Genomic DNA, 12,993 nt, shown 5'->3' with positions numbered 1-12,993 from the left:
CATTGCGATGGTGGATGATGATCTCATTGCTTCTGGCAATGTTCACGATTACCGTGGGTTACGGGTTCCTTCTGCCGATACTTCCGCTTGCGATTCAACGGATAGCAGGAACGACGGATCCTACTGTCCTATCGCGGCATACCGGCATACTGACCGGAACCTACACCCTCGCGCTGTTTTTGTTCGCACCACTATGGGGCCGCCTTGCGGATCGGCATGGTAGCCGCCCCGTGCTGCTCGCGGGACTGATGGGGTTCTCCTTGACCCTGGCACTGTTTGCGCTCGCCGATGGCCTCCCTCTGCTCTATCTCGGCCGCTTCCTGAACGGGTTGTTCGCGGCTTCCATTGTGCCCGCAGCCTATGCCCTTGTCGGCGACTATGCTCGGACCAAGGAATGGCGCGCGCGCCGCTTTGCTCTGCTCAACATTGCCGGTGCCATCGGCTTCCTGGTCGGGCCGATGCTGGGAAGCTTCACCGTGGTTGTCGCCCGCGAACTCCTTCCAGGCTCGGGCGAGGCTGCAATTTCCCTTTCACCCTATTTAACGACATCGGGCTTTTCGCTTCTGGTGGCGCTGGCAGTATGGTTCTTTGTGCCTGACGCCATGGAGCGCGGCGTAAATCAGGAGGGAGTTGCAAGTGGGCCTGAGGGCCGTGCCGCCCTTCCACGCCTCCTTGTCATTTCGTTCGTAACCGCCGCGGCTGTGGGTGCCTTCGAAGTCGGCCTGTCGCTTCGCGGAATGCAAGTTCTCGACATGAGTACCTACCAGATCGGGCTCATGTTCAGTGTGTGCAGCCTCGTCATGTTGGTCGCTCAAACGATCGTCTTCTCGCCGCTCGTCAAGCCGGAGACCACACGCTGGTTCCTCGCGCCCGCCCTTGTTGTCTTGGCAGTGAGCGTCGCCGCCGTGCCATTCGCCGCAGCGACCGTGCCTACGGCCATCGTCGTAGCCGCGATCGCGGCCAGCGCTGGTATCCTCTCCCCCATCGCGACGTACTGGATTTCGCTCAGTGCGGGGGAAAGGCAAGGAGCGGAATTGGGTCGGCAGACTGCGGCCGCAAGTCTCGGCCAAGCGGCAGGATCGGCCGCTGGCGGTCTGCTGTTTGGGGTTTCCTTCGTGCCAAACGCGCCCTTCACGCTAACGGCCCTCGTGGTGCTGGGAGGCGTCGTCGCAAGTCTTGGTATCCCGGGCCTCCTGGCACGGGTTAACTCTCCCGCCGCTCTTGAAACGGCGCACTGATGGATTTCGGCGCCTTTAGATCGCGATTCAGCGAGAGAATGGGAGTTACGAATTGGCAAGCCGAAGATATCCGACTGAGTAGGATCGGCCCCCGGTGAACGCCTGTCTAGGTTGGCAGGCGGCTGCGCTTTCGTACCGTTGAATTGCAACCGACGATACTTCGGAATGCAACAAACTTCATGACAGGAATTCCAGATGGGCAAGAAAGAAAAACACGAAGCCACCAGACAAGCACTTCACGAACTCCAGGTGGAGCTGGCGGGCCTTCAGAAGCACCTCATCAAATCCAGCAAGAAGGTTCTCGTGATCTTCGAAGGACGGGACGCCTCCGGCAAGGATGGAACGATCAAGCGAATCGTTGAGCATCTCAGCCCGCGCGAGACGCGGGTGGTCGCACTGGGCAAACCGTCCGACCGAGACCAGAAGTCTTGGTATTTCCAACGTTGGGTGCCGCATCTGCCGGCAGGCGGGGAGATCGTGCTGTTCAACCGCAGTTGGTACAATCGCGCCGGGGTCGAGCGGGTAATGGGCTTCTGCAGCAACGAGGAATATGACGAGTTCCTCATGACGGCCCCGCTGTTCGAGCAGCTGCTCGCCCATTGTGGCGTCACCATCCTCAAATACTATTTGGATATCTCGCGAACCGAACAGAAGCGCCGGCTGAAGGATCGCCGCGACGATCCGCTCAAGCAGTGGAAGCTGAGCCCGATCGACGATACAGCGACAAAGCACTGGGACGATTATAGTGTAGCCCGGAACGAGATGCTGGCCCGTACGCACACGCCATTTGCGCCCTGGACCGTCGTGCGCGCGGACGACAAGTCAGAGGCACGGCTTAATGTCATCCGAGATTTCCTGACGCGCTTCGACTTCGACGGTAAGGACCGCGCTCGCGACCTCCCCGACCCCAATCTCGTATTCTTGTACGACAAGGCGGCGGTTACGAACGGCCTTATCTCGGAGTAATTAGTCCAGCATAGAACTTGCCATCTTACGATGAAATCGTCGCACGTTAGGTCGGCATGGGTGCTGAGACATGTCAATTGGTGGTGTTGACACGAGAAGTATCTGGCTTTGCGTGTTGCCGCGACGAGCCTGGACGGAGGGCTCGCCCCTTCGCAGATTCTTGTATCTCAGGTTGTGAATTCACGCAGCAAAAGTGCTAAGGACATTCTAATGATGGACCAACCCTATATGATGATTGGCTATTGGTCGGCTTGGCACTGGATCGCTTTCGTCTTGTTTGTCACGCTGCTGCTTTACCCCGTCGGACGCATTCTCGCTCGAATTGGATTCTCGCCACTTTGGTCGATCGTTGCGCTCGTGCCTCTGGCCAACTTGGTGGGTCTCTGGATTGTTGCGTTGCAGGAATGGCCGCGGGATAGGTCTGGATCGCGCTGACGCGCGACCCCTGTCGCTCAAAAGGCCTTGGGGGCCCGAATGCCGCTTGGCGGGAAGTCGAGTTCGGCACTCCGGCGTTTGCCAGGCAGTCCGGTCCTTCGAGTGACGATGTATTGGTTGAGGTAAGTGTGCCGCTGCGACGGAATTGACTGAGATCAAACGCCAGTCACATCGGTGTCGTAGCATGCAAGCCCTGCCGAGAGATTGGAGAGGACGGATGAAACAGTCGGTTCGGCCCTTCGTGGTTGAGATCAAGCGGAACCGGAAATTCTCCGCGAAAATTGAAGCTGGGCTCCACAACTCTTCGAACGGTAAGGGTGACCACCGATATCAGGGCGAAGATGGTGTCGTGTCACCCCGGGGATCGAAGGGTGAAGAACTGCTTTCCTCCCGAGACATCTTGAGGCTTCCGAATGTTTTAGAAAAGCGCTTGGTTAAGGACCAGTAGTTCGTCGCAGCAGTGTATCGGCAACGAGTGGCGCTTCAGGCGCTACGGAGTAATGGCAACCTTCAACACCCCGTCACGCTGATGGGAGAAGAGGTCATAGGCATTCTCGATGTCGTCGAGCTTGTAGCGGTGGGTGATCAGCGGCGTCAGATCGACCCTTCCGGAAGCGATCACGTCCATGAGCCGCCGCATCCGCTCCTTGCCACCCGGACACAGCGCCGTGACGATCTTGTGATCTCCTAGCCCAGCAACGAAGGCCCCAAGCGGGATCCGAAGGTCGGTCGAGTAGACGCCAAGGCTCGACAGCGTGCCGCCCGGCCGCAGCACGCGCAGCGCAGCCTCGAAGGTTGCCTGCGTCCCGAGGGCCTCGATCGCAACATCAACCCCGCGCCCGTCCGTGATCCTCATGATCTCCTCGACAGGGTCAGCTTTCTTGAAATCGATGATGAAGTCCGCGCCGAGCATGCGCGACACGGCCATTCGTTCGGCGATCGCATCGACGGCGATGATCATCGTGGCGCCTCTCAATTTGGCGCCGGCGGTGGCACAAAGGCCGATCGGCCCTTGAGCGAAAACCACGACGCTATCGCCGATGCGAATGTCTCCGTTCTCCGCGCCGACGAAGCCTGTAGACATGATGTCCGGGCACATCAGAACCTGTTCGTCGGTCAAGCCTTCGGGTACGAGACTCAAATTGACCATGGCATCAGGAACGCACACGAACTCGGCCTGACAGCCATCGATCGTGTTGCCGAATTTCCAACCGCCCGCCGGCTTCCACCCGTGCTTGGTGCCTGCCCCGTCCTGCGAGTGATAGCCGCAAAGACAAGCATTGCTATGACCGCTCGGCGTGATTGCGCCGGCGATGACGCGCTGCCCCTCGTGAAAACCGGAAACGGCGGAGCCGAGCTTCTCGATCACCCCGACCGGCTCGTGACCGATGGTCAGGCCTTTGGCCACCGGATACTCACCTTTGAGAATATGCACGTCGGTTCCACAAATCGTCGTGGTCGTAATCCGGATGAGCGCGTCAAGCGGACCAATGTCTGGAATCGGCTTTTCATCAAGGACGATGCGGCCAGGTTCGACAAAAACGGCTGCTCGCATCAATGCCATTGAAGATCTCCTTGTGTCGATCACGTATCGATAGTCTCTCGGCTCGACCGAAGCGAAACATTGCTCGGGGTTAAAGAGCAGTCGAGCGTTGTGAATGTCGCCTTCCGCTTTTGCTGGAACCCACGGTGCACCCGAGCCGTCGTCGCGGCCGCTCTCATCGGCGATCGATTGAAGCCATCATCGAATACCGATGTTTAACCCCAATCAAAGAATGCGCCCGCTCCGCGGGGTTCATTGGCATTCAACAGCCGTCGTCTGCGTGGGGCCCAAGGATGAGCATCCAATCCGATCCTTCGTCTGCTTCCACCGTTTCTGAGAGGCCCCAACCGATTGATAGCGAAGTGAGTCGATCAAGCCCAATTCGGTCGCTCAAAAACATGAGCACGAATGCGACAATGCTCCTGTTTCGGAGGCTGCTTGGGCAGATCATCCACGACGGCAGATTGACTGTGATCGCGCCGAACGGAGGCGTCCATCACATCGGTAACGGAACACCGTCAATTACGATTCGTATCGTGGATCCAGCTGTGATTCCGCGCCTGCTCCTCAATCCAGATCTTGCCCTCGGCGAGGCCTACATGGATGGCGCATTATTGGTGGACGACGGGGATATCTACGGCTTTCTTGATCTCTGCTTTTCAAACATCGGCTGGAGCACTGGCCAAGGGGTGAGGCGCGCACGTGCAGCCCTGAGTCGCCTCGTCCGACGCTTTGTTGTGGATGACCCTTTCATACCACGCTATCCAACTGAAAAATAAAAGATATTATCATGCCGCCAGGCAGCAAGGGTGCGGTGTTTGGGAGCGGTTTTGTGTGCTCCTGCGTGATGGTCACGCTCACTCACTAGCGTCAATCATGAGTCGCTTTGACACACGACACGTCACCATATTCTTTTGATCCCACGCCTCAAGCTCTTCGACCGGATATAGAACTGCTTTTCCGATTTTGATGTAGGCCGGTCCAATCCTCATGGCGCGCCAATTTCTCAGTGTCCCAGCCGAGATGCTCCCGCGATAGCGGTCCGAGACTTCCTCAGCCGTCAGATACTTCCTGTCATCCATCGATGCCTCCATTCGCTCGTCGGGCGGCAGCGCTGCCGAGGCATCGCAAACCGTTGGCCGCGTGCAGGCTCGAGAACGCTCCCGAACCATTGATCACGCAGTTGCACGGCTATGAGTGAGGTCTGCTCCTGAGAAATGAAAGACGAGGAGGAAGGGCGTAGTAACAACGGACATAGCGGGATAGAAATCGGATTATGTATCAGTCAGGCTGATCTAGCGTTGACGAGCCGTCTTCAACGAGGCGGGGCGGGGCGGGGATGAGTTCGAAGTTTTGTCCGAGATGGCTCGCCGCGCCGACTGGACGCCTGACCGGAGTGATTGGTCAATATCGCTGACGGTCGGTCGGCTGCCGGGAAGCTGACGAGGGGCAGGAGCCATGATGAATGAAATGATGAGCGGAGGGATGATGTGGGGCATGGGCGTCATTGGCATCGCCGTGCTGGTGCTCGCCGTGGCAGCTCTCATCAAATACCTATTCTTTCGGTGAGGGTGTCCACCAGCTCCACTGGCCGGGGTCGTCCCGTTTCGGCGTCCCTAAAGTCGCAATCCGCGTGTTCGGCTTGTTTTCGGCACAGTTTAGGACGATGCTTAAGGCTGTCATGAAGCTTTGGTCGGCCAGAAAGCTCGTTGCTCTATTCCTCGCGGTCTTCGTCACCGTGGGGACGAGCCTGTCCGCCGTTCAGGTCAGCGACATGACCGTGAAGATGGCAATGGCATCCGACATGGGTGGTTCCGGGCACGACGGCTGTCCGGGCTGCCCGGCGGGCGGGGGCGACGATGGCATGAAGGCCATCTCCTGCACGGCCGTCTGCGTAATACCTGTCCTGGCGGTGCTCCCGCATGCCGAGCCGGTGATGTTGGTCCACAAGACCGTCTCATTCATAACGCGATACCGGCTGCTTCACGGCAAAACCTCGCCTCCTGAACCTTACCCTCCCAGACCCGTCGACATCGGTTGACGCTGCGGCTCCCGCTTTAAGCGATTGAGCCCGACGAACGAACGCGTCCGCGCGCCATCTGCCGCGCGTTGAGGCCATCGGGTGTAATCAGCAATCGAAGGCCGATGCGTTCCGTCATCCACGATGAACGGAAGGGTCGAACGTGAGTATCGAATTCAGTTATCCAGTATCGCGCAGAAGCCTGCTCGGGGCCGGCGCCGGTCTTCTATTGACCACAGCATTACGGTCGTTGCCGACAGGAGCAGCCACGCCCAACGAGCATCGCATCGCTGCAAGACCGGCCCGCGCACGCCTTACTGGCGCAAGTCATCCGGAAACGGATGTCTGGACCTATGACGGGACCGTGCCCGGTCCTCTCGTACGGCTGCGGCAGGACGAGCCAGCCCGCATCATTGTCGAAAACCGGCTTGACCAGGACACCACGGTCCACTGGCACGGCATAAGGCTACCGAATGCCATGGACGGCGTGCCCGGCCTGACGCAGCCGCCGATCAAGCCCGGCGACAGCTTCGTCTACGAGTTCACGCCGCCCGATGCCGGGACTTTCTGGTACCACCCGCACGCCAATAGCCTCGAGCAACTCGGCCGGGGGCTTGCGGGCGCCGTCATCGTCGAAGAACGCGAGCCTGTCACGGTCGACCGCGATCTTCTCTGGCTCCTCGCCGACTGGCGGCTGACAGCGGAGGGCCAGATCGCGTCAGCCTTCGGCAATCGGATGGAAGCGGCGATGTCCGGCCGGGTCGGCAACACGGTCACGCTGAACGGCCGGGTTTCAGACGAGGAGCCGGTTCGGGCCGGAGAGCGCATTCGTCTCCGCCTCGTCAATGGCTCGCTTGCCCGCATCATGGCGCTGGGCTTCGAGGGACATCGGCCGATGATTGTGGCGATTGACGGCCAGCCCTGCGATCCGCATGAGCCTGCGGGCGGCCGGATCCTTCTCGGCCCGGCCATGCGTATTGACGTCGCGCTCGACATGCAGGGTGAGCCAGGGCGCCGTTACCGCGTCATCGACGATTTTTACGACGGCCTGTCCTATTGGGTGACGCACCTCGTCTACGACGAGAAGCCGCCCATCCGCGAGCATCCTCTCGACGCGCCGCTTAGCCTGGCGCGCAATCCCTTGCCTGAGCCCGACCTCACCGATCCCGAGCGCCACGAACTGACGCTCCAGGGCGGCATGATGGGCGGCGGCGGTATGGTCGGCATGGGCGGAATGATGGGTGGAGGAATGATGCGCGGAATGATGGGCATGGGCGGCGGTGCTGCCTGGGCCATCAATGGCATGTCGATGACCGGCGACGGCCATGCCGGCATGGAGCCCGCCCTCACATTCCAGCGCGGGCGCAGCATCGTACTGAGGCAGCGCAACGAGACCGCTTGGTGGCATCCGATGCATTTTCACGGCCACAGTTTCCGGGTGTTGAGCCGCAACGGCGCCCCGGTGCAGCATCGGCAATGGCAGGACACGGTCCTGATCGCGCCGAAGGATACCGTCGACGTTGCGTTCGTCGCCGACAATCCCGGCGACTGGATGCTGCATTGCCATGTCATGGACCACCAGATGGCCGGCCTGATGACCGTGCTGCGCGTGGCCTAAATTCGAACCTTATGAAAGGAGACCTCCCATGCAAAGACGAACTTTTCTCCTCGGCAGCGCAGCCGTTCTGCTCCTGCCGTTTCCAGCGATTGCGGACACCGGCATTCGGGCGATGCTCTATAAGAACCCTGAGTGTAGCTGCTGCGAGGGCTACGCGGACTATCTGCGCCAGAACGGCTTTCAGGTCGACGTGAAGCCGACCAACGACCTCGCCGAGATCAGCCGCAAGGCCGGTGTGCCGGCAGAGCTCGAAGGCTGTCACACGATGTTCGTCGACGGCTACGTAGTCGACGGCCATGTGCCGGTGAACATTGTGCGCAGGCTGCTCGCCGAGAAGCCGGCGATCGCCGGCATCACCCTGCCGGGCATGCCGATGGGCTCGCCCGGCATGGTCGGCACGAAGACTGAGCAGTTCGTGATCTATGCCCTCACCAAGGACGGCAAGGCTCCGACCGTCTACGCGACGGAATGACTGGGGAGACTATTTCGATGACCGGAAGCACTACCACGGAGCATGTACCGACAGCGGTGGAGCAGCCGGTCGGAGCTATCACGCGGCGTCGGCTCCTGCTCTACGTGGCGCCGGTCGTTGGTTTCGGCGGCCTCGCCTCCGTATTTGCCTCGCGGCTTGGGAGCGATCCCAGCCAGCTTCCGTCCGCCCTGATCGGCAAACCTGTGCCGGCCTTCAGCCTGCCGCCCGTCCAAGGCCGTACGCTTGGGCTGTCGAGCGGTGACCTCTGCAGCGAGGTCTCACGCGTTAATGTCTTCGCATTTTGGTGCGTCGCCTGCCGGGCTGAGCACCCGCTCTTCCTGCACCTTGCGCAGGACAGGACCGTGCCGATCCACGGCCTCAACTACAAGGACCGCCCCGAAGATGCAGCCGAGTGGCTGGGTAACCTTGGCGACCCTTACACCCGCACCGGGGCCGATCGGGACGGCCGCGTCGCCATCGACTGGGGTGTCTACGGCGTGCCGGAGACCTTCGTGGTCTGCGCCGATGGACGTGTCGCCCACAAGCACATCGGTCCGGTGACTGAGCAGGCATTGACTGAGACGATTCTTCCGCTCGTCGAGCGTTTGCGCCAGCAGGCGAAGGGAGGCACGTCATGAGACGGTTCGTCCTCCCCATAGTCGCGTTGATCGCAATGGCGGGACCGGTGCTCGCCGGTCCGCCGCAGAATTTGGTGCTGCGCGACGCGCCGACGCCCGTGCCGGAGTTCCAGTTCACTGACAGCGACGGCAACGTCCGCACGCTCGCTGACTTCCGCGGTAAGGTGGTGTTGCTGAACGTTTGGGCGACATGGTGCGTGCCGTGCCGCAAGGAGATGCCGACGCTCGACCGGCTGCAGGCCTCGCTGGGCGGTCCCGATTTCGAGGTCGTCACGCTCTCGATTGATCGCGGCGGGTCGGAGGTTGTGAAAAAGTTCTTCGCCGAAATCGGCATTCAGAATCTCGCCATCTGCGTCGATCCGTCAAGCAAAGTTGGCTTCGCCCTCGCTGCCGCTGGTCTGCCAACGACGCTTCTCATCGACCGCCAGGGGGAAGAGCTGGGACGGCTGATCGGTCCTGCCGAATGGGATGCGCCGGAAATGCTCGCGTTCCTCAAGTCAATCATCGCCCAGAGGCAAGGCCGCTTGGCCGCTCCGCAACAGGAGGACGAACCGACATGAGCAGCGTGAACACGTCCGACATGCCTTCTCATCCCGAACCGCGAGTGCTTACCGGCAAGCTCACTCTCTCACTGCAGAGGCGGCGAGGACTGATTGTGCTCGGCGCTTTGGCTCTCAGTCTCAGCGCAGCCTTCAATTGGAGTTGGCTCGTCGCAGCGGGTGTGGCCCCGTTGCTGCTGAGCGCGCTGCCTTGCGTCGCAATGTGCGCGCTCGGTCTCTGCATGAGCCGAATGAATGGCCCTTCGGCGGACAAAGCATCGTCCCTGGTGTCCTCCGACGACCCTATCGCCGATGGTTCGATCAAGCCTGGTGGCTCATGCTGCTCGCCCGCTGCCGATACTCCCCCGAGGTGACCGGCATGCGTATCTTGCAATCCGTAGCGCTCGCCTTCGCCCTAATAGGGGCGGTCGTCACGCCGGTCCTGGCGCATTCACTCGCAGAAGTCGACCGTGATCTTCGCGACAAGGACAAGTATTTCCAGCCGGTCGATAGCGAAGCGCCGGGATTCACCTTGCAGGATGCCAACGGCAGCGTCGCCCGCCTCAGCGATCTGCATGGCAAGGTTGTCGTGCTCAATTTCATCTATACGAACTGCCCAGACGTCTGCCCTCTCCACGCGGAGCGGATCGCTGAACTCCAAGCGATGATCAACCAGACGCCTATGAAGGCGATGGTCGAGTTCGTCACTATCACGACCGATCCGAAACGCGACACAAGCCAAGTCTTGCGTGACTACGGTCAGGCCCACGGCCTCGACCCGATGAATTGGCTGTTCCTGACGGCGGCCCCCGATCAACCCGAAGACAGCACGCGAAAGATCGCCGAAGCCTATGGCCTCAAGTTCACACAAGGCGATGATGGCATGCAGATGCACGGGATCGTCACGCACGTGATTGATCAGGATGGGCGACTGCGCGCCAGGTTCCACGGCCTGCAGTTCGAGCCTGTCAATCTAGTGATCTTCGTCAATGCGCTCACCAACCGAACACAAAAGCCTCACGGACATCCGGGCTCGAGCTTTTGGGACAAGCTGAAGGGATTGTTTTGATGTGCGATGAGGGCCTACTCACGAGAGTCGATCATCGCCTCTATCACGCGGCTAACCGTGAGGCGGCATAAAGCGAACGCATGGCACATTGCGAGCCGACGCCTTGCCTCGTTTACGGGTCGGTGTGGTCGGTAGCGCCGCCAGTAGTAAGTGCGGTCCTTGAGCGTGCGACGGCAGACGCGCCAGTCGCGAAGCAGAAGCCCGTCACCAAAGTCGCGCCGGTCAAGAACTGCGCGAACACGCCTTCCCAGGTTGGATACAATCCGAGATTTCAATTCGCGGTGCAAACGCCAAAGGCCTGATGCTCAGCCAGCCTGCTTCTTGCGGCCCAGCTATGCCTTTGCCGGCGAGCACGACTGCGAGTCCTGCCGTTCACCGTGATGCAAGAAGGTCCCGAGCCGCCGCTACAGCCGCTTCGCCATCAGGGCCGTCCAGATTGCCGGGAGAGTCAGCGAGGACTTCGATAATTCGGCAGGATGCGACTTTTCCGTTGTCGCATTCGCTGATCATCCGGGTGAGCTCGGTCCTAAGCCCAAGGAGGCGGCGGATTCGACTCTCGACGGCTGCGAGCTGGCCGGTAGCGATCCGGCTCACCTGCTCGCATGACGCCTCCGGCACGTCCTGTAGAGCGAGCATTGTCTTGATAGCCGCGATGTCGAAACCGAGGTCCCTAGCATGGCGGATGAAGGTCAGGCGCCGAACGTCCTCGGCTCCGTAGAGCCGTCGTCCACTGTCCGTTCGGGGCGGCGGCGGTATGAGTCTGATCCGCTCGTAATAGCGGATCGTCTCGATATTGACCCCTGTGCGTCGGGACAACGCTCCAATAGCGATCATCGGGGCTTGCTCCTGTAGTGACTACAGGATGTAGGTATATCAGTTGACGGGAAGTGTGTGAACCGAGAACGAAATGACGGAACACGTTGGAAGCCTGATCTGGGACGCTTGGCGTGCTCGAAAGGGCGGCGAAGGCGCAATCGCTCAACGCCAGCGCGCCCGTCTCGCCGACATGGTCGCCTACGCTCGGGCCAACTCGCCCTATTATCGCGAGCTGTATGATGGTCTGCGGAACCGGGTCGAAACTCCCGAGCTGCTACCCGTTACCGACAAGAAGACGTTGATGGCTCGGTTCGATGATTGGTGCGTCGATAGGGAAATAACCCTGAAAGGAGCAAAGGCGTTTGTCGAAGATCCGAACCTGATCGGCGAACGGTTCCTCGGTAAATACACTCTGCTGACGACTTCTGGCACGACAGGGACGCGCGGTGTCTTCGTGCTCGACAATCGGAACATGGCCGTCACCAACGCCATGGCGTTTCGCATGCTGACGGCTTGGCTCAGCGCGGGCGATTTTATTCGAATCTTGTTCGGCGGAGGACGCATGGCAATGGTCATGGCGACGGGCGGCCACTTCGCCTCCGCGGTCGCTGCGGCACGCCTGCAGAAGGGCCAAGGACGACGGCTCGAGGTGCTATCAGTGCACATGCCCTTGCAAGAGCTTGTGGCCCGACTCAACCAATTCCGGCCGGTGCTCCTTGCACCCTACGCGAGTATGGCAGCGCTGCTAGCGAGCGAGCAGGAAGCTGGTCGTCTGAGGATCAATCCAGTGTTGTTAGCGCTCTCCGCCGAAGGGCTGCCGGAGGGCGAGTACGACCGAATTGCGCGAGCATTCGAAGCCAAGGTCGGCAACAGCTACGCGGCAACCGAGTGTCCCTTCTTCAGCTACAGCTGCGAGCACGGGTGGTTGCACGTCAACAGCGACTGGGTCGCATTCGAGCCTGTCGACGCGGACTATCGGCCCGTACCGCCGGGTGAGCCAGCACACACAGTGCTCATCAGTAACCTCGCCAATCGAGTGCAGCCGATTCTACGCTACGATCTGGGCGACAGCGTCTTTCAGCAGGCCGGGCCTTGCCGGTGCGGAAATCCGCTGCCGTCGATCCGTGTGCAAGGGCGATCTGCCGAGGTCCTCACCTTCCGCACCGCTGGCCGCGACCGGGTGACCATTGCACCCTTGGCCTTTGCCACGTTGGCCGACCGAACACCTGGACTCCAGATGTTTCAGATAGTGCAGACCGCGCCGGCGAGCTTGCGCGTGCGCCTGAAGATCCACGGTGCTGATTCGGATCGCGTGTGGGAAGCGGTCCTTGCCGGCATCAAACGTTTGCTCGCAGAGCACGGCCTCGATCAGGTTGCCCTGGAGCGCGCCGAGGACCCGCCGGAGCAGTCTAGGGGTGGCAAGGTTCGGCAAGTTGTTCCGCTCGTGGAAGGCGCGCGGTCATAAGTCTCCCTCGGCGGCGAGATGCACGATCGCCGATGCTGAATGTAGCACCACGGTGCCTCCGCATTTCGTGTGACAAAAGCATGAGACTCACCCCTTGATTCTGTAGTGACTACAGGATGTATGGTTAGCAAGAGAGTGAGGAAGCATCGGCGCCGCGCTCAAAGACAACGGTAA

The 12,993-nt window shown here is 60.5% G+C and carries 14 protein-coding genes; 11 read left to right on the top strand and 3 right to left on the bottom strand.

Translation table 11 applies throughout. The features are described 5' to 3' along the window. Positions 1–14 precede the first annotated feature (14 nt). From V5G24_RS24985 to V5G24_RS24975, 3 genes are all read left to right on the top strand, one after another. Entirely contained in the window at positions 15–1,238 is a 1,224-nt protein-coding gene (locus V5G24_RS24985; protein ID WP_394085327.1) for an MFS transporter, read from the top strand. A gap of 195 nt (positions 1,239–1,433) precedes the next feature. Beyond that, complete coding sequence (gene ppk2 / locus V5G24_RS24980) at positions 1,434–2,204, top strand: polyphosphate kinase 2 (protein ID WP_394015568.1); 771 nt, start codon at positions 1,434–1,436, stop codon at positions 2,202–2,204. Positions 2,205–2,414: 210 nt separating this feature from the next. After that, positions 2,415–2,639, top strand: a complete 225-nt coding sequence (locus tag V5G24_RS24975) for a hypothetical protein (RefSeq protein ID WP_213375315.1) — start codon at positions 2,415–2,417, stop codon at positions 2,637–2,639. Between the two features lie 490 nt (positions 2,640–3,129). Here V5G24_RS24975 and V5G24_RS24970 read toward each other — a convergent pair whose 3' ends face one another. After that, positions 3,130–4,203, bottom strand: coding sequence for an NAD(P)-dependent alcohol dehydrogenase (locus V5G24_RS24970; RefSeq protein ID WP_394015569.1), 1,074 nt, complete (start codon positions 4,201–4,203; stop codon positions 3,130–3,132). A gap of 272 nt (positions 4,204–4,475) precedes the next feature. Between V5G24_RS24970 and V5G24_RS24965 the strand changes: the two genes are divergently transcribed. After that, positions 4,476–4,961 carry a DUF7884 domain-containing protein gene (locus V5G24_RS24965; protein WP_394085328.1) on the top strand — a complete coding sequence of 162 codons (486 nt, stop codon included), beginning with the start codon at positions 4,476–4,478 and terminating at the stop codon, positions 4,959–4,961. A 78-nt stretch (positions 4,962–5,039) separates the two neighbouring features. On the opposite strand, the gene V5G24_RS24960 is transcribed toward V5G24_RS24965, so the two are convergent. Beyond that, entirely contained in the window at positions 5,040–5,264 is a 225-nt protein-coding gene (locus V5G24_RS24960; protein WP_394085329.1) for a helix-turn-helix domain-containing protein, read from the bottom strand. 599 nt (positions 5,265–5,863) lie between these two features. On the opposite strand from V5G24_RS24960, the gene V5G24_RS24955 reads away from it, so the two are divergent. The 6 genes from V5G24_RS24955 (at position 5,864) to V5G24_RS24930 (ending at position 10,538) form a co-directional block, all read left to right on the top strand. Further along, positions 5,864–6,223 (top strand): hypothetical protein, encoded by a 360-nt coding sequence (locus V5G24_RS24955; RefSeq protein ID WP_394085330.1) that lies wholly within the window; start codon positions 5,864–5,866, stop codon positions 6,221–6,223. Between the two features lie 142 nt (positions 6,224–6,365). Then, the gene (locus V5G24_RS24950; protein WP_394085331.1) at positions 6,366–7,820 is read left to right on the top strand and encodes a multicopper oxidase family protein; all 1,455 of its coding nucleotides are present in this window, start codon (positions 6,366–6,368) and stop codon (positions 7,818–7,820) included. Between the two features lie 28 nt (positions 7,821–7,848). Further along, positions 7,849–8,292, top strand: coding sequence for a DUF411 domain-containing protein (locus tag V5G24_RS24945; protein ID WP_394085333.1), 444 nt, complete (start codon positions 7,849–7,851; stop codon positions 8,290–8,292). Positions 8,293–8,309: 17 nt separating this feature from the next. Continuing rightward, positions 8,310–8,930, top strand: coding sequence for a DsbE family thiol:disulfide interchange protein (locus V5G24_RS24940; protein WP_394085334.1), 621 nt, complete (start codon positions 8,310–8,312; stop codon positions 8,928–8,930). Further along, the gene (locus V5G24_RS24935) at positions 8,927–9,490 is read left to right on the top strand and encodes a TlpA family protein disulfide reductase (RefSeq protein WP_394085335.1); all 564 of its coding nucleotides are present in this window, start codon (positions 8,927–8,929) and stop codon (positions 9,488–9,490) included. Before V5G24_RS24940 ends, V5G24_RS24935 begins: the two co-directional genes overlap by 4 nt. Positions 9,491–9,848: 358 nt before the next feature. Continuing rightward, positions 9,849–10,538: an SCO family protein gene (locus V5G24_RS24930; RefSeq protein ID WP_394085336.1), complete on the top strand. Its 690-nt coding sequence runs from the start codon at positions 9,849–9,851 to the stop codon at positions 10,536–10,538. 372 nt (positions 10,539–10,910) lie between these two features. Here the strand turns inward: V5G24_RS24930 and V5G24_RS24925 are convergent, their stop codons facing one another. Beyond that, positions 10,911–11,372: a MerR family transcriptional regulator gene (locus V5G24_RS24925; RefSeq protein WP_394085338.1), complete on the bottom strand. Its 462-nt coding sequence runs from the start codon at positions 11,370–11,372 to the stop codon at positions 10,911–10,913. Positions 11,373–11,445: 73 nt separating this feature from the next. Between V5G24_RS24925 and V5G24_RS24920 the strand changes: the two genes are divergently transcribed. Next, positions 11,446–12,819: a phenylacetate--CoA ligase family protein gene (locus V5G24_RS24920; protein ID WP_394085339.1), complete on the top strand. Its 1,374-nt coding sequence runs from the start codon at positions 11,446–11,448 to the stop codon at positions 12,817–12,819. The last annotated feature ends 174 nt before the right edge of the window (positions 12,820–12,993 follow it).

The sequence above is a fragment of the Roseixanthobacter finlandensis genome, from assembly GCF_043195105.2.
Lineage (GTDB): Bacteria > Pseudomonadota > Alphaproteobacteria > Rhizobiales > Xanthobacteraceae > NCEH01.
The sequence above is the reverse complement of the archived record's forward strand: the minus strand, read 5'-3'. Positions and strand labels throughout refer to the sequence as shown.